This is a genomic window from Streptomyces incanus, from assembly GCF_042656345.1.
GTDB classification, from domain to species: Bacteria; Actinomycetota; Actinomycetes; order Streptomycetales; family Streptomycetaceae; genus Streptomyces; species Streptomyces incanus.
The window spans coordinates 41,558-63,399 of record NZ_JBHSPC010000029.1; the positions used below are offsets into that span (position 1 = coordinate 41,558).

The window sequence follows — 21,842 nt, forward strand, 5'->3', positions numbered from 1 at the left end:
CACTGTCAGTGCCGGGCCGTAAGGTCTGTGGACATGGAGACGAGCACCGGGGCCGCGGGGCGGTCCGACAGCATGCCGATCGTGGCGGTGGATGCGCCGGCCGCGGCCGGGGAGGCGGCCGTGGGCGAGGACGCGGCCGTGGCCGTGGCGGCCGGGGACGCCGCAGTGCCTGCCGTGCGGCCCGCCGCGCCGCCCGCCTCGCTGTCCCCGTCGCGCGCCAGTGACTTCATGCAGTGTCCGCTGCTGTACCGGTTCCGGGTCATCGACCGGCTGCCGGAGAAGCCGAGCGAGGCGGCGACGCGGGGCACTCTGGTGCACGCGGTACTGGAACGCCTGTTCGATGTCCCGGCCGCCGAGCGCACCGCGCCGCGGGCGAAGGCGCTGGTACCGGGGCAGTGGGACCGGTTGCGGGAGTCCCGGCCGGAGGTCATGGAGCTGTTCGCCGAGGATCCGGAGGGTGAGCGGCTGGCCCGCTGGCTGGCGGAGGCGGAGCAGCTGGTGGAGCGCTGGTTCGGCCTGGAGGATCCGAGCCGGCTGGAGCCCGCCGAGCGGGAGTTGTTCGTGGAGGCCGAGCTGGATTCCGGGCTGAGGCTGCGCGGGATCATCGACCGGGTGGATGTGGCGCCCACCGGTGAGGTGCGGATCGTCGACTACAAGACGGGCAAAGCACCGCGGCCGGAGTACGCGGAGGGCGCGCTGTTCCAGATGAAGTTCTACGCCCTGGTGGTATGGCGGCTGAAGCAGGTGATTCCGCGCCGGCTGCAGCTCGTGTACCTGGGCAGCGGCGATGTGCTGACGTACGACCCCGTCCGCGCCGATCTGGAGCGCGTCGAGCGCAAGCTGCTGGCGTTGTGGGAGGCGATCCGGGAGGCCACGGAGACGGGTGACTGGCGGCCGCGCCCCACCAAGCTGTGCGGCTGGTGCGACCACCGGGCGCACTGCCCGGAGTTCGGCGGCACTCCCCCGCCCTATCCGCTGCCGGTACGGACCGCCGGGTCCGACGCGGTGTGATGTGCCCCGGACTCCGGCGGGCCGGAGGGCCCAGGGCACAATGAGGGCGGACTAGCGAAGGAGACTTACGTGGCCATCCGCGTCCTACTGGTCGATGACCAGCCGCTGCTGCGCACCGGCTTCCGGATGATCCTGGAGGCCGAGCAGGACATCGCGGTCGTCGGCGAGGCCGGGGACGGCCTCCAGGCCCAGGATCAGGTGCGGGCGCTGCAGCCCGACGTGGTGCTGATGGACATCCGCATGCCGCGGATGGACGGCGTGGAGGCGACCCGGCAGATCACCGGCCCCGAGCGGGACGGCCCGGCGAAGGTCCTGGTGTTGACCACGTTCGATCTCGACGAGTACGTGGTGGAGGCACTGCGCGCGGGCGCCAGCGGCTTCCTGCTGAAGGACGCCCCGGCCGATGAGCTGGTGCAGGCGATCCGGGTGGTGGCCGCCGGTGAGGCGATGCTCGCCCCGAGCATCACGCGCCGGCTGCTGGACAAGTACGCCACGCATCTGCCATCCGGTGACGAGCCGGTGCCGGACACACTGCACACGCTGACCGACCGGGAGGTCGAGGTGCTGAAGCTGGTGGCACGGGGACTGTCCAACGCGGAGATCGCCGCGGACCTGTTCGTCAGCGAGACCACGGTGAAGACGCACGTCGGTCATGTCCTGACGAAGCTCGGGCTGCGCGACCGGGTGCAGGCCGCGGTGTACGCGTACGAGAGCGGGCTGGTGCGCCCCGGGGCGCAGTAGCGCACGCCGGGGCCGCACGGCGCCCCTTGTCAGGAGCGTCTTCGCCCTGTTCATCGCGCTCGTACGACACCGAGGGCGCCTCCACTACCCACGAGCCGGGTAGTGGAGGCGCCCTCGGTGTGTGCGGACCCGGTCCGGGCCCTGTCGTGTCAGCCGCTCACGCCGCGGCCCAGCTCCCACAGCTGGAGCGTGGAGGAGGAGTTGAGCAGGTACGCGGTACCGGTGACGTTGTCGTTCGCGGCGACGTACTGCTTGCCCTGCCACAGCGGCAGCACGGGCACGTCCTCGGCAACGATGTCCTGGATCTTGTTCAGGCTGCCGGCGGCGGCCAGACGGTCGGCCTGACGGCGGGACTCCGGAATCAGTTCCTTGCGGACCTTGGCGTTGGCGTACGGCGAGTTGAGGAAGTTGTCCTCGTCCAGGAACGGCGCGATGAACGCGTCGGCGTCCGGGTAGTCGGGGAACCAGCCCATGCCGTAGACGTCGAACTTGCCCTCCTGGCCGTCCGGCCGGAAGGTTTCCCAGGCCGCGCCCTTGGTGTCGGTGTCGAACAGGCCGCTGTCGTTGAGTTGCTTGCTGAGCTGCTCGAACTCCGCCTTGGTCGCGGGACCGTAGTGGTCGGTCGTGTAATGCAGCGTCATCTTCACCGGGGTGGTGATGGCGGCCTCCTCCAGCAACTGGCGGGCCTTGGAGATGTCGGGGTCGCCGTACTTGTTGAAGAACGCGTTGGAGTGACCGGTGACGGTCGCGGGAACCAGCGAGTACAGCGGCTCGGCCTGGGAGCCGTAGACCTTGGCGACCAGTTCGCTGCGGTTGATGATGTAGGCCATGGCCTGGCGGACGGCCTTGGCCTCCACGCCGGGGGCCTCGGTATTGAAGGCCAGGTAGCGGATCTCCAGACCCGGCGACTCAATGAGGTCGATGGTGTCGTCGGAGTTGTTGTCGAGCTCCCGGACTTGCTCAGGGGACATGCTGCGGGTCATGACGTCGATCTCGTGGCTCTCGAGCGCCTCGCCCATGGCCTCGGCGCTCTCGTAGGAGAGCATCTCGATCCTGTCGTGGCCGACCTTCAGGGACCCCTTGTAGGAGGGGTTCTTGATGTAGGTGGCGCGGGTCAGCACACCGTCCTTGACCTCGGTCTCGAACGTGTACGGGCCGGAGCCGTCGACGTCGAACCCGTCGCGCAGCTTGCCCTTGTCGTAGGAGCCCTCGGGGACGATGCCCGCGACCGGGGTGGACAGCTTGTACGGGAAGGTGGCGTCCGCCGACTCGAGGTGGAAGATCACCTCGCGGTCGCCCTGCGTCTCGACGGTGTCGATGGTGGACAGCAGCGCGAAGACACCGCTGTCGGCCTTGATCGCCAGGGCGCGGTCGATGGAGTACTTCACATCGGCCGCGGTGATGGGGTCACCGTTCGAGAACTTCAGGCCTTCGCGCAGGGTGCAGCTGTACCGCTCGTTGCCGGAGTCGGTGAAACCGCAGCTCTCGGCTGCCTCGGGCACCGGCGCGCCGTCACCGCGCGGCTGGATCAGCAGCGTCTGCACGGTCTGGCGCAGGATGTTCCAGGTACCGACGTCGTAGGCGTACGCCGGGTCGACCGGCGCGGGCTCCTCCTCCGAAGCGGTGAACCGGTCCGTGGTGCCGACGACGATCGCGTCGCCGCCGCTCCCGCCATCGGTATCGCCACAGCCGGCGAGTACCGGCGCGAGCAGACCAATCGTGGCCGCCAACACCAAAGTCTTGCGGTTCATGCTCGAGTTTCTCCAGAGCTGTCGACTCCGTGTATGCGGCATACAGGGTGTTGCTACCGACTCACGGGGATGGGGGCAAGGTTCTCGCGATGAGGTTAGTCCGGACTCGCGGGAAGGGCCGCAGCCACCGAAGTTGAGTCTCCATCACGCAGTGGAACCGGGTGCGAACGCACCGACAAACGCCGGTGCGGCAGGATTGGTGCAGTGATCCACCAATCGGGACACAAGGGAACGCGAAGGCCTGTCGAAATGGGGCGGACAACACATGCCGACCCCCCTGTCGAGACTCCGAAAAGTGTCGAACATCACACGTGAAATCCGGCCCGGGTGGACGGAATTCACCGTTCGGTAGCAGTCCGAATTCCTTCGGGCACCCATCAGGACGTCCGGGGCGCGGGCTCTTGGAATTCCGGCCGCTTACACCGGTCTACGCTCGGTGAACGACTAGCGCATTTCCGTCATCAGGCCGTGCAGAAAGGTCAGGTCGACGGCTTCCAGCGAGGGGACGACGGTCCGCCGGACGGCAGCCTCGATCGGGGCCACCGAGGGCACCGCCACGACGTGGCACCCCGCGGCCTCGGCGGAAGCGACACCGGTCGCCGTGTCCTCGACGGCGGCGCACCTCAGGGGGTTCACACCGAGTCCGACGGCGGCGGCCAGATACGGGTCGGGGTGCGGCTTGGTGCGCGGAACCTCGTCACCGGCGACCGACAGCGCGAAGTGCTGGGGGCCCAGTGAGGTGAGCACCCGGTCGATGATGCGCCGGTGCGAGGCGGAGACCAGGGCCGTGGGGATGCCGTGCTCGGACAGTTCGGCCAGCAGGCGGGCGGCGCCGGGCATGAGCGGCAGGGCATCGGCGATACGGTCCTCGAAACCGTCGTTGAGCAGCACCGCCAGTTCGGCGAGGGGGATGTCGGCCCCGGTCGCCTCGATGAGGAAGCCCGCGCTGCGGGTCATGGGGCCGCCGACCACGACGTGCCGCCAGGAGTCGTCGAGGGTGTGGCCGAGGGAGGCGAACACCTCGACCTCGACGTCCCACCAGAAGCCCTCGGTGTCGACCAGGGTGCCGTCCATGTCCAGGAATACGGCCTGAAGGGTGAACCCTCCGGCCGTGCGGGGCTCCCCCGCCCGGGCGGACCGGAGACTCTGGGGAAGGCCGTCGAGCGCGGGAACCGTACTGGTCATCCACGTACCTCCGTCAAAGGGACGATCAGGCCGGTTCCCACAAAGGGAACCGGCCTGCGATGGACCGACCAGTGTACGTGGTGCCCGGGGCAAACGCTTCCGGTGACTCACGGGTCTCCTGGGCCCGGGTCAGCGGGCGTTGAAGTACTTGGCCTCCGGGTGGTGGATCACGATGGCGTCCGTGGACTGCTCGGGGTGGAGCTGGAACTCCTCGGACAGGTGGACGCCGATGCGCTCCGGCCGGAGCATCTCGGCGATCTTGGCGCGGTCCTCCAGATCGGGGCAGGCGCCGTAGCCGAGGGAGAAGCGGGCGCCCCGGTACCTCAGGGCGAACATGTCCTCCATTCCGGCCGGGTCCTCACCGGCGAAGCCGAGTTCGGAGCGCACCCGCGCGTGCCAGTACTCGGCGAGCGCCTCGGCCAGCTGCACGGACAGTCCGTGCAGTTCGAGGTAGTCGCGGTAGGCGTTGGCCGCGAACATCCGCGCGGTCTCCTCGCCGATGCGGGAGCCGACGGTGACGATCTGGAAGCCGACGACATCGGTCTCGCCGGACTCCTCCGGGCGGAAGAAGTCGGCCAGGCACAGCCGGCGTCCGCGGCGCTGGCGCGGGAAGGTGAAGCGGGTGCGTTCGTTGCCCGCCTCGTCCAGGACGATCAGGTCGTCGTCCTTGGAGACGCACGGGAAGTAGCCGTACACCACGGCCGCCTCGAGCAGGTTGTCCGTCTGGAGCCGGTCCAGCAGGCCGCGCAGCCTGGGCCGGCCCTCGGTCTCCACGAGCTCCTCGTACGTCGGCCCGTCGCCGGCGCGGGCCTGCTTCAGGCCCCACTGCCCCTTGAACAGGGCGCCCTCGTCGAGCCAGGACGCGTACTCCTTGAGCTGGATCCCCTTGATCACCCGGGTGCCCCAGAACGGGGGTTCCGGGACCGGGTTGTCGACGGCGACGTCCGAGCGGACATGACCGGCCTCGGGGCGCTCGTCGATCTCCACGGTGGCCGCGCGGACTCGGCGCTGCTTCAGCTCGGGCAGCTGGGCGCCGGGCACGCCGCGCTTGATGCCGATGAGGGCGTCCATCAGACGCAGGCCCTCGAAGGCGTCGCGGGCGTAGCGGACCTCGCCCTGGTAGATCTCGTGCAGGTCCTGTTCGACGTAGGCGCGGGTCAGTGCGGCGCCGCCGAGGATCACCGGGAAGTCGGCGGCCATGCCGCGCTGGTTGAGCTCCTCCAGGTTCTCCTTCATGATCACCGTGGATTTCACCAGCAGCCCCGACATGCCGATGACGTCGGCACGGTGCTGGTCGGCGGCCTCCAGGATGGCCGAGACGGGCTGCTTGATGCCGAGGTTGACCACGTTGTAGCCGTTGTTCGACAGGATGATGTCGACCAGGTTCTTGCCGATGTCGTGGACGTCGCCGCGGACGGTGGCGAGCACGATGGTGCCCTTGCCGTCCTCGTCGGTCTTCTCCATGTGCGGTTCCAGGTGGGCGACCGCGTTCTTCATCACCTCGGCGGACTGGAGCACGAACGGGAGCTGCATCTGGCCGGAGCCGAACAGCTCGCCGACCACCTTCATCCCGTCCAGCAGGGTGTCGTTGACGATGTCGAGGGCCTTGCGGGTCTCGAGCGCCTGGTCGAGGTCGGCCTCCAGGCCGTTGCGCTCGCCGTCGATGATCCGCCGCTTGAGTCGCTCGTCCAGGGGCAGCGCGGCCAGCTCCTCGGCCTTGTCGGCCTTCAGGGACTTGGCGGTGGCGCCCTCGAAGAGCTGCATCAGCTTCTGCAGCGGGTCGTAGCCCTCGCGGCGCCGGTCGTGGATCAGGTCGAGGGCGGTGGTGACCTCTTCCTCGCTGAAGCGGGCGATGGGCAGGATCTTCGACGCGTGCACGATCGCCGAGTCCAGGCCCGCCTTGACGCATTCGTCGAGGAAGACGGAGTTGAGCAGAATGCGGGCGGCCGGGTTGAGGCCGAAGGAGATGTTCGACAGTCCCAGGGTGGTCTGCACCTCGGGGTGGCGACGCTTCAGCTCGCGGATGCCCTCGATGGTGGCGACGCCGTCCTTGCGGGACTCCTCCTGGCCGGTGCAGATGGTGAAGGTGAGGCAGTCGATGAGGATGTCCTCCTCGTGGATGCCCCAGTTTCCGGTCAGGTCGGCGATCAGGCGCTCGGCGATCTCGACCTTCTTCTCGGCGGTGCGGGCCTGGCCCACCTCGTCGATGGTCAGCGCGATCAGCGCCGCGCCGTGTTCCCTGGCCAGCTGCGCGACACGCGCGAAGCGGGACTCGGGGCCGTCGCCGTCCTCGTAGTTCACCGAGTTGATGACCGCCCGGCCGCCGAGCTTCTCCAGACCGGCCCGCAGGACGGGGACCTCGGTGGAGTCCAGCACGATCGGCAGGGTGGAGGCGGTGGCGAACCGGCCGGCCAGTTCCTCCATGTCGGCGACGCCGTCGCGGCCGACGTAGTCGATGCACAGGTCGAGCATGTGCGCGCCCTCGCGGATCTGCTCGCGGGCCAGTTCCACGCAGTCGTCCCAGCGGCCCTCGAGCATGGCCTCCCGGAACTTCTTGGACCCGTTGGCGTTGGTGCGCTCACCGATCGCGAGGTAGGAGGTGTCCTGGCGGAAGGGCACGCTCTGGTAGAGGGAGGCGGCGCCCGGCTCCGGCTGGGGGGTGCGCTCGGGCGGGGTGACGCCCCGTACGCGTTCCACGAGCTGCCGCAGGTGCTCCGGGGTGGTGCCGCAGCAGCCGCCGACCAGGGACAGGCCGTAGTCGCGGACGAAGGTGTCCTGGGCGTCGGCCAGGCCCTCGGGACCGAGCGGGAAGTGGGCGCCGTCCTTGGTGAGGACCGGCAGGCCGGCGTTGGGCATGCACAGCAGGGGGATGCGGGAGTGCCGGGCGAGGTAGCGAAGGTGCTCGCTCATCTCGGCGGGGCCGGTGGAGCAGTTCAGGCCGATCATGTCGATGCCGAGCGGCTCCAGCGCGGTGAGCGCGGCGCCGATCTCGGACCCGAGGAGCATGGTGCCGGTGGTCTCGAACGCCATGGAGGCCAACAACGGCACCTCGACGCCGGTCGCCTCCATGGCGCGGCGGGCGCCGAGGATCGACGCCTTGGTCTGGAGCAGGTCCTGGGTGGTCTCGACGATCAGTGCGTCGGCGCCGCCGGCGAGCAGGCCCTCGGTGTTGGCCTGGTAGCCGTCGCGGATCGTGCCGTAGCCGATGTGGCCGAGGGTCGGGAGCTTGGTGCCGGGGCCGATCGAGCCGAGCACCCAGCGGATGCGGCCGTCGCGTGCGGTGTGCTCGTCGGCGACCTCGCGGGCGAGACGGGCACCCGCCTCGGAGAGCTCGTGCACGCGGTCGGCGATGTCGTACTCGGAGGCGGCGCTGTGGTTGGCGCCGAAGGTGTTGGTCTCGACGCAGTCGACGCCGGCGTCGAAGTACTCGGAGTGGACCGAGCGGACGATGTCCGGGCGTGTCAGGTTCAGGATCTCGTTGCAGCCCTCGAGGTCCTCGAAGTCTTCGAGTGTGGGGTCCTGCGCCTGAAGCATGGTGCCCATCGCTCCGTCGGCGACCACCACTCGGGTGGCGAGGGCCTCTCGGAGCGCGGACACACGGGTCCGGCTGTCGACGGAAGGGTTCAGCGGCAACGAGGCCATGTCAAAGGGCTCCCTCAAATGCGACGACTGTCGGCTTTGCGGCTGTCCGGAACGATCCCCGATGGAACCTCCCGGGCAGGGCACGTCGCCAGCGTAGCCGGGACCGCTCCCCGGTGTTCGGGCAGTCCACAAGCCGGACCATGATGAACGGGCCCCGGTGTCCCGCGTTCGGGTGACGCGACGGACGACACCGCGGTTCCCGGCCGATGACGGCGGATCGTTGGCGGGAGATCGACATCGGGCGGTAGTGTTCGGCATTGCCGAACAGTGGCAGCGTCGCGGGGCGGCGGTCGAGGGGATCGGAGGCAGCACGGCGATGGCACGGAACATCCAGTCGCTCGAACGGGCGGCAGCGATGCTGCGCCTGCTGGCGGGCGGCGAGCGGCGGCTCGGCCTCTCGGACATCGCCTCGTCGCTGGGCCTCGCCAAGGGGACGGCCCACGGCATCCTGCGCACCCTCCAGCACGTGGGCTTCGTCGAACAGGACGAAGTCTCCGGCCGTTACCAGCTGGGCGCGGAGCTGCTGCGCCTGGGAACCACCTATCTCGACGTGCACGAGCTGCGGGCGCGCGCCCTGGTGTGGACGGACGACCTGGCCCGCTCCAGCGGGGAGAGCGTCTATCTGGGGGTGCTGCACCAGCAGGGCGTGCTGATCGTGCACCACGTGTTCCGGCCCGACGACAGCCGGCAGGTCCTGGAGGTGGGGGCCATGCAGCCACTGCACTCCACGGCTCTGGGCAAGGTGCTGGCGGCCTACGACCCGGTGGCCCACAGCGAGGCCCTGGAGGCCGACCGCAAGGCGTTCACCGAGCGCACCGTGTGCGACCCGGACGCCTTCGAGCGGATCCTCGACGTCACCCGCGCGCGCGGGTACGCGGCGGACGTCGAGGAGACCTGGGAGGGAGTGGCCTCGATCGCCGCCCCCGTCCACGACCGGCGGCGCATGCCGGTCGGCGCGGTCGGCGTCATGGGCGCGGTGGAGCGGCTGCAGCGGGACGGCGAGCTGCGTCCCGAGCTGGTCGCGGCGGTCCGGGACTGCGCCCGCGCGGTGTCGCGAGACCTGGGCGCCCGCCGCTTCTGAACGCGGCGCGGGCGCGCCGGCCGGGCCCGGCCGGCCATGCGGGCCGCAGGCGGACCGAGGACGGCCCCCGGTCGTGCACCAGGCCGGATTCCGTGCGGCACCGGTTCGACGCATACCTCACGAACCCCCGGCCGGGACGCCGTACGGCGTCCCGGCCGTCGTCGTACTCCGCGAGAGGGGAGCGGGACATATCCCCATGGATCGATTCCGAGGATCGGCGTTCCTGGGCACCCGGTAACGATCGCGCTTCCGACGGCCAAACCCTTGACGCACAGGTGAGGGCGGGGAAAGACTCCCGTCCATCGGTCGGCATTGTCGAACACCTACCGGCAATACGCGTTAGGGTGTGGCAAGGGCCGGCCTCGCTCTCACCACGGAGGGCGCCAATCCCCGGCGGGACCCGGGGATCGGTTTCCCTGGACGAAGGACAAAGGAGTCGCGGGTGTCCAGCTCCGACATCTTCATCGGCGAGACCATCGGTACCGCCATACTCATCCTGCTCGGCGGCGGTGTGTGTGCCGCCGTGACCCTGAAGGCCTCCAAGGCCCGCAACGCCGGCTGGCTCGCCATCGCCCTCGGCTGGGGCTTCGCCGTCATGACGGCGGTGTACATCTCCGCTCCGCTCTCCGGAGCCCACCTCAACCCGGCCGTGACCGTGGCGCTCGCGATCAAGGACGGCGACTGGAGCAACGTTCCGGTCTACTTCGCCGGAGAGTTCCTCGGCGCGATGATCGGCGCGGCGCTGGTCTGGGTGGCCTACTACGGTCAGTTCCAGGCGCACCTCACCGACGGGGAGATCGTCGGCGACCGGGCCACGCAGGCCGCCGACGCCAAGGCGGTCGAGGCCCGGGAGAGGGGCGCCGGCCCGGTGCTCGGCGTCTTCTCCACCGGCCCGGAGATCCGCAACGCGGTGCAGAACCTCGCCACGGAGATCGTCGGCACCTTCGTGCTGATCATCGCCGTGCTCACCCAGGGCCTGAACGACGCGGGCAACGGCCTCGGCGTGCTGGGCGGTCTGGTCACGGCCCTCGTGGTCGTCTCCATCGGTCTGTCGCTGGGCGGACCGACCGGTTACGCGATCAACCCGGCCCGTGACCTCGGTCCGCGCATCGTGCACGCCCTTCTGCCGCTGCCCAACAAGGGCGGTTCCGACTGGACCTACGCATGGGTCCCGGTGGTCGGTCCGCTGCTCGGCGGCGCCCTCGCGGCGGGCGTCTACAACATCGCCTTCGCCTGAGGGTGCCCCCGCCGCCGGGAAACCCCGAGTCTTGTAGAAGCGCCGTACGTACAGCCCCGCACCCAAGGAACCTCCAGGAGCACACAGTGACCGACGACCACTCCGCCGGCATCGCCTCCCACGGCCACGGTCCGTTCATCGCCGCCATCGACCAGGGCACGACCTCGTCGCGCTGCATCGTCTTCGACCGCGACGGCCGCATCGTCGCCGTCGACCAGAAGGAACACGAGCAGATCTTCCCCAAGCCGGGCTGGGTCGAACACGACGCCACCGAGATCTGGACCAACGTCCAGGAGGTCGTCGCCGGCGCCGTCGAGAAGGCCGGCATCACCCGGGACGACATCAAGGCCATCGGCATCACCAACCAGCGCGAGACCACCGTGCTGTGGGACCGGCACACCGGTGAGCCGGTCCACAACGCCATCGTCTGGCAGGACACCCGCACCGACGCCCTCTGCCGCGAGCTCGGCCGCAACGTGGGGCAGGACCGTTTCCGCCGCGAGACGGGTCTCCCCCTCGCCTCCTACTTCGCCGGGCCCAAGGCCCGCTGGCTGCTCGACAACGTCGAAGGGCTCAAGGAGCGCGCCGAGGCGGGCGACATCCTCTTCGGCACCATGGACACCTGGGTCATCTGGAACCTGACCGGCGGTGCGGACGGCGGCAAGCACGTCACCGACGTCACCAACGCGTCCCGCACCATGCTGATGAACCTGCACACCATGCAGTGGGACGAAAAGATCGCCGAGTCCATCGGCGTCCCGACGGCGATGCTGCCCGAGATCCGCTCCTCCGCCGAGGTCTACGGCGAGATCGAGGGCGGCAGCCTGGGCGACCTGCTCGGCGGCATCCCGGTCGCCTCCGCGCTCGGCGACCAGCAGGCGGCCCTGTTCGGCCAGACCTGTTTCGCCGAGGGCGAGACCAAGTCGACGTACGGCACCGGCACCTTCATGGTGATGAACACCGGCGACAAGATCATCAACTCCTACAGCGGGCTGCTGACCACCGTCGGCTACCAGATCGGCGACCAGAAGCCGGTCTACGCCCTCGAGGGCTCCATCGCCGTCACCGGTTCGCTGGTGCAGTGGATGCGCGACCAGATGGGCCTGATCTCCACCGCCGCCGAGATCGAGACGCTCGCGCTCTCGGTCGAGGACAACGGCGGCGCCTACTTCGTACCGGCCTTCTCCGGTCTGTTCGCCCCGTACTGGCGCTCCGACGCGCGCGGTGTGATCGCCGGCCTGACCCGGTACGTCACCAAGGCGCACCTCGCGCGCGCCGTCCTGGAGGCCACCGCCTGGCAGACGCGGGAGATCGCCGACGCCATGACGAAGGACTCCGGTGTCGAACTGGCCGCCCTCAAGGTCGACGGCGGCATGACCTCCAACAACCTGCTGATGCAGACCCTCTCGGACTTCCTGGACGCGCCCGTGGTGCGTCCCATGGTCGCCGAGACCACCTGCCTCGGTGCCGCCTACGCCGCCGGCCTCGCCGTCGGCTTCTGGAACAACACCGACGACCTGCGCGCCAACTGGCGCCGGGCCGCCGAGTGGACCCCCCGCATGGACGCGGAGATCCGCGACCGTGAGTACAAGAGCTGGCTCAAGGCCGTCGAGCGGACCATGGGCTGGCTCGAGGACGAAGACTGACGAGGAGCACGACCCGACATGACCACTCAGTCCACCCTGCAGTCCGTGCCTGCCCTGGGGACGCACCCGGCTTCCAGCTCGAACCCGAGCCGGGCCGAGACCCGGGAGCAGCTCTCCAAGGCGTCGTACGACCTTCTCGTGATCGGCGGCGGCATCCTGGGCATCTCCACCGCCTGGCACGCCGCGCAGTCCGGCCTCAGGGTGGCACTGGTGGACGCCGGCGACTTCGCCGGCGCCACCTCCTCCGCCTCCTCCAAGCTCCTCCACGGCGGCCTGCGCTATCTGCAGACCGGCGCGGTGAAGCTGGTGGCGGAGAACCACTTCGAGCGCCGTGCGGTCTCCCGCCAGGTGGCACCCCACCTGGCGAACCCGCTCACGTTCTACCTCCCCGTGTACAAGGGCGGGCCGCACGGCGCGGCGAAGCTCGGAGCAGGTGTCTTCGCGTACTCGGCCCTGTCGGCCTTCGGCGACGGGGTGGGTCACCTGCTCTCCCCCGCCAAGGCCGCACGGGACGTGCCGGAGCTGCGCACGGACAACCTCAAGGCCGTGGCCGTGTACGGCGACGACCAGATGAACGACGCGCGGATGGCCCTGATGACGGTCCGCGCGGCGGCCGAGTCGGGCGCGGTCGTCCTCAACCACGCCGAGGTGACCGGTCTGCGGTTCACCCGGGGCCGGGTGACGGGTGCCGAGCTGCGCGACCGGCTGTCGGGCGACGAGTTCGGCGTCGACGCCCGTCTGGTGCTGAACGCGACCGGGCCGTGGGTGGATCACCTGCGCCGGATGGAGGACCCGAAGGCGGCGCCGTCCATCCGTCTGTCCAAGGGCGCGCACCTGGTCCTGAAGCGGACCGCCCCGTGGCGGGCCGCGCTGGCCACGCCGATCGACAAGTACCGCATCACCTTCGCCCTCCCCTGGGAGGACATGCTGCTGCTCGGCACGACCGACGAGGAGTTCGAGGGCGACCCGGCGGATGTCGCGGTCACCGAGAAGGACACCGCCCAGATACTCGACGAGGCCGCGTTCTCCATCCGCGACCAGCAGCTGGACCGTGACCTGATCACGTACTCCTTCGCCGGTCTGCGGGTGCTGCCGGGCGGCCCCGGGGACACCGCGAAGGCCAAGCGCGAGACGGTCGTCAGTGAGGGCCGCGGCGGGATGCTGTCCGTCGCGGGCGGCAAGTGGACCACCTTCCGCCACATCGGCCGCACGGTGATGCGCAAGCTCCAGGAACTGCCCGGCCACCCGCTGGGCGACGCCTTCGAGCCCGTCGGCTCGCTGCCGAGCAAGCTGCCGCTGCCGGGGGTCGCCAACCCGCGCGCGGTCGCCCACCGGCTGCTGGTGGACGGCCCCGCGCCCGGCCCGCGCATGGCGGCGGACACCGCCCGGCACCTGGCCACCCACTACGGTTCGCTGGCCTTCGACATCGCCCGGCTGGCCAACGACGACCCGGCGCTGGCCCGGCGCGTCCACCCGGACGCGCCGGAGATCTGGGCGCAGGTCGTCTGGGCCCGGGACCACGAGTGGGCCGAGACGGCGGACGACGTGCTGCGCCGCCGTACGACGCTGACGATCCGGGGGCTGGCCACGGACGAGGTCCGTGCGGAGGTCCAGGACCTGCTCGACAAGAAGTGACCGCGCGGTCACCGGTCCTGCCCGCGCGGGAGCGGTCCTCCCTCCGGCACGGGGACGGTGACGGCGACGCGAAGGGGCGACTCCGGGCCGGTCCTGCGGGCCGGCGGAGTTGCTCCTTCCGGCTGTGGGGCCTGCCCCCGGGCCACGCATGATGGCCCGAATACATCGGACGTCCGTTCCCAGTGGATCCGCAGGGAGGCCGGGACGGCAGTCACCGACGAGGCGATCGAGAAGACCAAGGGGCTGATCGTCGCCGGCCCGCTGCGTCCCGGCGACCGGCTGCCCGAGGAGAGCGAACTCGCCGCCGGACCGGGGCTGTCGCGCAACTCCCCGCCGGAGGCGGTGCGCGCGCTGTCGCTGATCCGGATCCTGGACGTGCGGCAGGGCGACGGCACGGACGTCACCATCCTGGATCCGCACCTGCTGCTGGAGGCGCTGAGTTTCGTCGTGGACTTCCACCGGGACGACACGGTCCTGGAGTCCCTCGCCGTGCGCCGCATCCTGGGGCCGGCCGCGACGGCCACCGCGGCCGGCCTGATCAGCGAGCGGGAACCGGACGCGCTGTCGGAGCAGTTGGACGGGCTGGGCCCCGAACCGTCGGTGGAGGCCCCGGTCGCCGCCGATCTGGACTTCCACCGGGGCATCACGCGGGGCTCGGGCAACTCCGTGCTCTGTTCCCTGCTCGAGGGTCTGTCCGGTCCCACCGCCCGGGCCCGCGTCCGGCGGGGGCTCACCCAGGAGGACACCGTCGGCCGGACCCTGCGCGAGCACCGGGCCATCCTGGCGGCCCTGCGCGACCGGGACGCGGAGGCGGCGCGGTCGTGGGCCACCGTCCACATCGCGAGCGTCGAGCAGTGGCTGCGCTCCACGCGGTGAAGGCCCGCCGTCCGCGCCGTGAGTGGGCTGCCCTCCCGGACAGCTCGGATCGATGCGGGGTGTTCCCCGGCGTCTGCCGGGGCAGTGTTGGGGCATTCCCCCTGCGAGGGGGCTGCGGGCGTTCCCCCGGCACGCCGTAAGGTTGGGGCGTACGCGAGGGCACGTCGGAAGGAGGCGCTGGGTGATCGAGCTCGAGGGGGTTCCCGAGCTGATCGACCCGGTCATGGTGGCCGCGTTCGAGGGCTGGAACGATGCCGGCGACGCCGCCTCCACCGCGGTCGCGCATCTGGACAGGGAATGGAAGGGCGAGGTGTTCGCGGCGCTGGACGCCGAGGACTACTACGACTTCCAGGTCAACCGGCCCACGGTGTTCATGGACGGCGGTGTCCGGAAGATCACCTGGCCGACGACGCGGTTGTCGGTGGTCCGGGTCGGTGGCGACAAGCCACGCGACCTGGTGCTGGTCCGCGGGATCGAACCGTCCATGCGCTGGCGCTCGTTCTGCAACGAGTTGCTGGGCTTCGCCCATGAACTCGGGGTGGAGCTGGTGGTCGTCCTGGGCGCCCTGCTCGGCGACACTCCGCACACCCGTCCGGTCCCGATCAGCGGGACCACGTCCGATCCGGACCTGGCCCGCCGCATGGACCTGGAGGAGACCAAGTACGAGGGTCCCACGGGGATCGTCGGCATTCTCCAGGAGGCGTGCACGCACGCGGGCGTCCCGGCGGTGTCTCTGTGGGCGGCGGTCCCGCACTACGTGTCGCAGCCGCCCAACCCGAAGGCGACGCTGGCCCTCCTGAACCGGCTGGAGGACCTGATCGACGTGCGCATCCCGCTGGGCGAACTGTCCGAGGACGCGCGCGCCTGGCAGGTGGGCGTGGACCAACTGGCCGCGGAGGACAGCGAGGTCGCGGAGTACGTCCAGTCGCTGGAGGAGGCCCGGGACACGGCCGAGCTGCCGGAGGCGTCGGGCGAGGCGATCGCCCGCGAGTTCGAGCGCTACCTGCGGCGCCGTGACGGCTCGTCCGGCCCCCCGCAGCCCGGCGGCCACGCCACAGCCGACGGCGGGGACGGTCCGTCGTTCCGGCGGGACACGCCGGGCAGCCTGCCCCGCCCGCCGAAGCCGCCGAAACCGGACACGGACGGCGAGGACCCCTCGGAGGATTAGAGGGCCCCTCGGAGAACCAGAGGGCCGAACTGCAGGAGTGGGGCGCCCCGTCGGCGGACGGGGCGCCCCACTGCGTTCTCGATCGCTTACAGTGCCACGCCGAGCAGGGCGTCCACGGCGCGGGAGACGACCCCGGGCGCGCCCGCGTCCGTGCCCCCCCGCTGCTCCTGGGCCACGGCCCAGCGGTCGACGGCGGTCAGCGCCGCCGGGGCGTCCAGGTCGTTGGCCAGGGCTTCGCGGATCTCGTCCACGAGGGCCTCGGCGGACGGGCCGTCGGGGCGGGAGACGGCGGCCCGCCAGTGCCCGAGCCGCGTCACGGCGTCCTGGAGGACCTGGTCGGTCCATTCCCAGTCCGCGCGGTAGTGGTGGGCGAGCAGCGCCAGCCGGATCGCCGCCGGGTCCACGCCGTCCTGCCGCAGCCGGGACACGAAGACCAGGTTGCCCTTGGACTTGGACATCTTCTCGCCGTGCAGGGCGACCATCCCGGCGTGGACGTACGCCTTGGCCATGGGGAACTCGCCGGTGAGCACCTGGGCGTGTGAGGCGCCCATCTCGTGGTGCGGGAAGACCAGGTCGGAGCCGCCGCCCTGGACGTCGAAGCCCATGCCCAGGTGGTCGAGGGCGATGGCCACGCACTCGATGTGCCAGCCCGGACGGCCCCGGCCCAGCGACCCGCCGTCCCAGCTGGGCTCGCCCTCGCGGGCGGCCGACCAGAGCATCGGATCGAGGGGGTTCTTCTTGCCCGGACGGTCCGGGTCGCCGCCGCGTTCGGCGGACAGCAGCCGCATGGCGGCCGCGTCGAGACGCGAGACCTGCCCGAAGTGCGGGTCGGCCTCGACCGAGAAGTAGGTGTCGCCCTCGAGTTCGTACGCGGCACCGAGGTCGCGCAGCCGTTCGACGAGCGGGACGATGCCGGGTATCGCCTCCACGGCGCCTATGTACTGCCCGGGCGGCAGCATCCGCAGGGCCGTCATGTCCTCGCGGAAGAGCTGGGTCTCCTGCTCGGCGAGCGCGGCCCAGTCGATACCGTCCCGCTCGGCCCGCTCCAGCAGCGGGTCATCGATGTCGGTGACGTTCTGGACGTAGTGGACCTGCCGCTTGGTGTCGAGCCACACGCGCTGTACGAGGTCGAACGCGTTGTACGTCGCCGCGTGTCCGATGTGGGTGGCGTCGTACGGGGTGATGCCGCAGACGTAGATACGGGCTACGGGGCCGGGGTCAAGTGTGATCGGGCCCCCGGTCGCGGTGTCGTGAATCCTCAGGTCGCGTCCCTGACCGGGCAGGGCGGGGACCTCGGAAGCGGGCCAGGCATGCATGTCATGAGCGTAACCGGACCATGGTCCAGGATACGAACCGGAGCAGGCCGGACGGCCGGGAAGGGACTCTTGCGCATCAGCGCCGAATGTGCAGGTGGCGCACGGGCGGAGGGTGTGCGGGGCCGTCCCCACCCGGCCCGGGCACGGTCCGGACCGAGGCCGGACCCGAGCCGAACCCCCGGACCCGAGTCGGACCAGCAGACCCGGGCCGGACCGGCAGACCCGGGCCAAACCGGCAGACCCGGGCCAAACCGGCAGACCCGGGCCGGACCGGCGGGCTTGGGCCGGACCGGCGGGCCCGGGTCAGACCGGCGGCCAGGGGATCGCCGGCCAGTCCCCGCCGGGCTCGGGATGGGTGCCGGAGGCGAGGAGGGACGCCACCCGCGCGCGGGTGGCGTCGATCTCGGCGGGGGTGATCAGCGGGGCCAGCGAGGCGGCCAGCGGGCCACCCTCGGCGAGTGCCTTCCCGAGGGCCTCGAGGACCTCGCGCGCCTCCCCGGTCAGGGGCTCCCCCGCCCAGCCCCACAGCAGGGTGCGCAGCTTGTCCTCGACGTTGAAGGTGACACCGTGGTCGATGCCGTAGAGCCGGCCGTCCCGGGTGGGCAGGAGGTGCCCGCCCTTGCGATCGGCGTTGTTGATCACCGTGTCGAGCACGGCCATCCGCCGCAGCCGCGCGTCATCGGCGTGCACGAGCAACGCGGTGCGTCCCTCGCCCACCTCGGCGAACCCGATCGCCCTCCAGCCGGGTGCGGGTTCCTCCCGGTCGACCAGGGCGAGGAGCTCCGTGTCCGGGGCGGTCTCGATCCACAACTGGCACATGCCCTCGCCGTACGGCCCGTCCCGCAGCACGGTGGGCGGCACCAGCCCCCAGCCGGTCGCCTCGGAGACCAGGTACGCCGCGACCTCACGCCCGGCGAGCGTCCCGTCCGGGAAGTCCCACAGGGGCCGCTCCCCCGCGACGGGCTTGTAGACACAGGCGATCTCGCGGCCCTCGTGGGTCACGGTGCAGTACAGCGCCGCGTTCGACGCCTCACGGATGCGGCCGCGCACGGTCAGCTCGCCCTCGGCGAGCAGCACCGCGGCGGCGGGGTCTGCGGTGGTCACGCTCCGCGTCGGTATCCGTTCTGGCGCGGACACACGTGTCCTTCCGGGTCGAGGGGGAGGCTGCACAGCGGGCACGGCGGCCGGCCCGCGTTGACGACCTCGAGGGCGCGCTTGGCGAAGGCACGGGCCTGGAGGCCGGTGAGCCGGACCCTGAGCATCGGGGGCCCGTTCTCCTCGTCCTGGAGCAGCCGCTCCTCCGCCTCGGCGAGGTCCTCCTCGGATTCGGCGTCCAGTTCGACGAGCGCCTGCGCCTCGACGATCATGCACTCCTCCTCGCCGTCCCAGGCGAGCGCCATGGTGCCGACGCGGAACTCCTCCTCCACGGGGGCGTCCAGCGGGGCGGTGTCGGCGATCTCCGCCGGTGCCACGGCGGGCACGGCGGCGCTGCCCCCGCTACGGCGTACGACCTCGTCGAGCAGTTCGTCCATGCGTTCGGCGAGTGCGGCGACCTGGGTCTTCTCCAGGGCCACGCTGGTCACCCGGGAGCCGGCTGAGGCCTGGAGGAAGAACGTACGGCGCCCTGGCAGTCCGACCGTACCGGCCACGAAACGTTCCGGTTGGTCGTAGAGGAACACCTGACGGGACACGTCCTGTCTCCATTGAGAGTTGTGGGTACCTGTATCCACGGCGCTGCCGCGTCGGCTTCACCCTACTGCGGCCGACGATCACGGTGCGCCCGCGCCGCCCCCCACCGGGGCGTCGTCGGAGGGCGCCTCGTCGCGCGGTGCCAGGGCGGCGAAGTCGCCGGTGTCGCCGAGCCGCACGAGGTAGGGGCGCAGCCGCGTGTACCGGATCGCGGTGATGGAACACGGATCGACGGAAATCCGCTGGAAGAGGTCCAGATGAAGCCCGAGTGCTTCGGCGACGAGAGATTTGATGATGTCCCCGTGCGAACACATCAGGTAGACGGCGTCGGCTCCGTGATCGCGCTCCACGCGCGCGTTCCACTCGCGTACCGCCTCGGCGGCGCGTGTCTGCATCGCGCGCATGGACTCCCCGCCGGGGAAGGCGACGGCCGACGGATGGGCCTGGACGACCTCCATGAGGGGCTCGTCCTTCAGCTCGGCGAGCTTGCGGCCCGTCCAGTCGCCGTAGTGGCACTCCCCGATGCGGTCGTCGGTGTGGGCGGTGAGGCCGGGCCGGGCGTCCAGGAGCGGCCGGATCGTCTCCTGGCAGCGCTGGAGGGGGCTGGCGACGACCTCGGAGAGGGGCAGGGCGGCGAGTCGTCCGGGCAGGGCGGCGGCCTGCCCGGCCCCGCGTTCGTCGAGGGCGACGCCGGGCGTCCAGCCGGCGAGCAGTCCCTCGGTGTTGGCGGTGGATCGTCCGTGCCGGACCAGGAGCAACGTGGGCATGCGGCCCAGGGTAGGCGCACGCACGGATGTGCGGTCGGGCGCGTCGCACAGTGCACCGTCCGCTGCGCCGCCGGATGTGTTGTCCGGCCGGTGCGGGGAATGTGCGCTCCATGATCGTCGACTGTGCCGTGTACCGGGAGGGGCGCCGGACGGAGGGATCCGCCGACCTCTCCGACGCACTCGATCAGGCGCGGACCTCGGGGGGCTTCGTCTGGATCGGGCTGCACGAGCCGACGGCGGACGAGTTCGACCTGGTCACGCAGGAGTTCGGACTGCATCCGCTGGCGGTCGAGGACGCCCTCAAGGCGCATCAGCGGCCGAAGCTGGAGGTGTACGACGACTCGCTGTTCATGGTCCTCAAGCCGGTCGCCTACGAGCCGAACAGCGACACCGTCTCCACCGGCGAGATCATGATCTTTCTGGGGGACGCGTTCGTGGTGACCGTCCGGCACGGCGAGGGCTCCTCGCTGAACGCCGTACAGAGCCGTCTGGAGCACGAGCCGAAACTGCTGGGCAAGGGGCCGACGTCGGTGGTGTACGCGATCGCCGACGCCGCCGTCGACCACTATCTCGACGTGGCGACCGAACTGCAGACCGACCTGGAGGAGCTGGAGGCGGAGGTCTTCTCCCCCGGCGGCGCCGGTACGGGGCACACCGCGTCCCGGATCTACACCTTCAAGCGGCAGATCCTGGAGTTCCGCCGGGCGACGGGGCCGCTGACGGCCCCGATGGCGCGGCTGGCGGGGATGGCGGGGACGGGCGTGTTCGGTGTGGCGGTACCCTTCGTGGCCAAGAAGGCGCAGCCCTTCTTCCGTGACGTGCACGATCACCTCACGCGGGTGAACGAGTCCGTGGAGGGCCTGGACCGGCTGGTCTCGGACATCCTCTCGGCGCATCTGGCCCAGGTGAGCGTCCAGCAGAACGACGACATGCGGAAGATCTCCGCGTGGGCCGCCATGGCGGCAGTTCCCACGCTGCTCGCGGGGATCTACGGCATGAACTTCCGGCACATGCCGGAGCTGCGGTGGGAGTGGTCCTATCCGGCGGTGATCCTGGTGATGGCCATGTTGGAGGTGCTGCTGTACCGGCTGTTCAAGCGGCGCGGCTGGATGTAGCGGGCGGCCGGCCGTATCCGGCTCCGTCCGTGGCTCAGGCGAACTCGGGCTCCGTGCTCGCCGGGCCGCCCAGGGCGTTGCGGCGGTCCGGCATCCGCAGCGAGGCCATGCGGCGCCAGCCGCCCAGGCGCTCGTAGACGTACACCGCGTGGATGCCGGCCGCCAGCAGTATCGCCCTGGCCCTGGACCAGCCGAGGATGCGGCCCATCCGGTCCATCACCGCGAGGCTGACGTCCCGGTGGACGCGGATCTCGGCGAGCGCGCAGGCGCGCAGGAGGCGCTGGATGACGCGGCCGTGTCCGGCGTAGGCGAAGCGCAGGAGTTCCTCGTGGCAGTAGGCGAGGTGGTTGTCCTCGTCGTCGGAGATCATCCTGACCGCGCGGCCGAGTTCGGGGTGGTCGGAGAAGTGCTTGCGGAGCAGTTCCATCTGCTCGGAGGCGCGCTGTTCGGTGACCCGGCTGTGGGCGAGGTAGGTGACGATGTCCTCGGCGGTGAGCGGCTCGTCGCGCCTGAGCTTGTCGTGCGCCAGGCCGATGCCGCCACGCTCGAGAAGCATCGTGTAGTCGGCCTCGGGCGGGACGGGGACGGGCCGCACACCGCGCTTCTTCATCAGTGCGTTGAAGATGCGGCCGTGCTTGTCCTCGTCGGCGCCGTGCCTGGTGATCTTGGGAGCGAGCGCGCGCTGGGACTCGGGGACCAGCGCGGCGATCCGCGCGTTCTCCCAGCCGCCCTGGGACTCCCCGCTGGCGGCGATGGAACAGAACAGTGCGAAGGACCCGTCGTCGTCGAGGATCTCCTGGAACAGACTCTTGGCCGAAAGCATCATGGACCCCTCTCCGCAAGGATTCTCCGCGGTTCCGCGGTTCCGCGGTCATCGGTCCGCGGTGCTCCGCGGTGTCCGCGGTGGTCCGAAGCGGTCCGCAGAGAAGGAGTCAAATGCGGAGAGGGGCATACGGCAACAGGGATGGCCGACAACTGCGCC

Annotated in this window: 17 protein-coding genes; 9 read left to right on the top strand and 8 right to left on the bottom strand. The window is 70.7% G+C overall.

The annotated features are described in order from the left end of the window. Positions 1-33: 33 nt before the first annotated feature. On the top strand, positions 34-1,011 hold the full coding sequence (locus tag ACFP2V_RS11415) for a RecB family exonuclease (RefSeq protein WP_381209432.1): 978 nt from the start codon (positions 34-36) through the stop codon (positions 1,009-1,011). 69 nt (positions 1,012-1,080) lie between these two features. Continuing rightward, a complete protein-coding gene (locus tag ACFP2V_RS11420; protein ID WP_055606214.1) occupies positions 1,081-1,752 on the top strand; it encodes a response regulator in 672 nt (223 codons plus the stop codon). Between the two features lie 149 nt (positions 1,753-1,901). Here ACFP2V_RS11420 and ACFP2V_RS11425 read toward each other — a convergent pair whose 3' ends face one another. From ACFP2V_RS11425 to metH, 3 genes are all read right to left on the bottom strand, one after another. Next, the gene (locus ACFP2V_RS11425; protein ID WP_381209436.1) at positions 1,902-3,503 is read right to left on the bottom strand and encodes an ABC transporter substrate-binding protein; all 1,602 of its coding nucleotides are present in this window, start codon (positions 3,501-3,503) and stop codon (positions 1,902-1,904) included. Positions 3,504-3,947: 444 nt separating this feature from the next. Then, positions 3,948-4,688 carry an HAD family hydrolase gene (locus ACFP2V_RS11430; protein WP_381209439.1) on the bottom strand — a complete coding sequence of 247 codons (741 nt, stop codon included), beginning with the start codon at positions 4,686-4,688 and terminating at the stop codon, positions 3,948-3,950. A gap of 129 nt (positions 4,689-4,817) precedes the next feature. After that, positions 4,818-8,330, bottom strand: a complete 3,513-nt coding sequence (gene metH / locus ACFP2V_RS11435) for a methionine synthase (RefSeq protein WP_381209442.1) — start codon at positions 8,328-8,330, stop codon at positions 4,818-4,820. 316 nt (positions 8,331-8,646) lie between these two features. Here metH and ACFP2V_RS11440 point away from each other — a divergent pair, with 316 nt between their 5' ends. The 6 genes from ACFP2V_RS11440 to ACFP2V_RS11465 all read left to right on the top strand — a co-directional run bounded on the left by ACFP2V_RS11440 (position 8,647) and on the right by ACFP2V_RS11465 (position 15,973). Further along, positions 8,647-9,411: an IclR family transcriptional regulator gene (locus tag ACFP2V_RS11440; RefSeq protein WP_381209445.1), complete on the top strand. Its 765-nt coding sequence runs from the start codon at positions 8,647-8,649 to the stop codon at positions 9,409-9,411. Positions 9,412-9,853: 442 nt separating this feature from the next. Beyond that, entirely contained in the window at positions 9,854-10,648 is a 795-nt protein-coding gene (locus tag ACFP2V_RS11445) for an MIP/aquaporin family protein (RefSeq protein WP_381209448.1), read from the top strand. A gap of 110 nt (positions 10,649-10,758) precedes the next feature. Then, positions 10,759-12,294: a glycerol kinase GlpK gene (gene glpK, locus ACFP2V_RS11450; RefSeq protein ID WP_381209571.1), complete on the top strand. Its 1,536-nt coding sequence runs from the start codon at positions 10,759-10,761 to the stop codon at positions 12,292-12,294. Positions 12,295-12,312: 18 nt separating this feature from the next. Beyond that, positions 12,313-13,929: a glycerol-3-phosphate dehydrogenase/oxidase gene (locus ACFP2V_RS11455; RefSeq protein ID WP_381209452.1), complete on the top strand. Its 1,617-nt coding sequence runs from the start codon at positions 12,313-12,315 to the stop codon at positions 13,927-13,929. A 186-nt stretch (positions 13,930-14,115) separates the two neighbouring features. Further along, on the top strand, positions 14,116-14,805 hold the full coding sequence (locus ACFP2V_RS11460; protein WP_381209574.1) for a FadR/GntR family transcriptional regulator: 690 nt from the start codon (positions 14,116-14,118) through the stop codon (positions 14,803-14,805). Between the two features lie 181 nt (positions 14,806-14,986). Beyond that, entirely contained in the window at positions 14,987-15,973 is a 987-nt protein-coding gene (locus tag ACFP2V_RS11465; protein WP_381209455.1) for a PAC2 family protein, read from the top strand. A gap of 86 nt (positions 15,974-16,059) precedes the next feature. On the opposite strand, the gene mshC is transcribed toward ACFP2V_RS11465, so the two are convergent. The 4 genes from mshC to ACFP2V_RS11485 form a co-directional block, all read right to left on the bottom strand. After that, positions 16,060-17,289, bottom strand: a complete 1,230-nt coding sequence (mshC, locus tag ACFP2V_RS11470; RefSeq protein ID WP_381209458.1) for a cysteine--1-D-myo-inosityl 2-amino-2-deoxy-alpha-D-glucopyranoside ligase — start codon at positions 17,287-17,289, stop codon at positions 16,060-16,062. A gap of 303 nt (positions 17,290-17,592) precedes the next feature. Then, the gene (locus ACFP2V_RS11475) at positions 17,593-18,393 is read right to left on the bottom strand and encodes an SCO1664 family protein (protein ID WP_381209461.1); all 801 of its coding nucleotides are present in this window, start codon (positions 18,391-18,393) and stop codon (positions 17,593-17,595) included. Then, positions 18,390-18,980, bottom strand: a complete 591-nt coding sequence (locus tag ACFP2V_RS11480; RefSeq protein ID WP_381209463.1) for a DUF3090 domain-containing protein — start codon at positions 18,978-18,980, stop codon at positions 18,390-18,392. Before ACFP2V_RS11480 ends, ACFP2V_RS11475 begins: the two co-directional genes overlap by 4 nt. A 78-nt stretch (positions 18,981-19,058) precedes the next feature. Beyond that, positions 19,059-19,745: a histidine phosphatase family protein gene (locus tag ACFP2V_RS11485; protein ID WP_381209466.1), complete on the bottom strand. Its 687-nt coding sequence runs from the start codon at positions 19,743-19,745 to the stop codon at positions 19,059-19,061. 110 nt (positions 19,746-19,855) lie between these two features. On the opposite strand from ACFP2V_RS11485, the gene corA reads away from it, so the two are divergent. Then, entirely contained in the window at positions 19,856-20,860 is a 1,005-nt protein-coding gene (corA, locus tag ACFP2V_RS11490; protein WP_381209469.1) for a magnesium/cobalt transporter CorA, read from the top strand. A 34-nt stretch (positions 20,861-20,894) separates the two neighbouring features. Here corA and ACFP2V_RS11495 read toward each other — a convergent pair whose 3' ends face one another. After that, positions 20,895-21,683: a ferritin-like domain-containing protein gene (locus ACFP2V_RS11495; RefSeq protein ID WP_381209577.1), complete on the bottom strand. Its 789-nt coding sequence runs from the start codon at positions 21,681-21,683 to the stop codon at positions 20,895-20,897. Between the last annotated feature and the right edge of the window lie 159 nt (positions 21,684-21,842).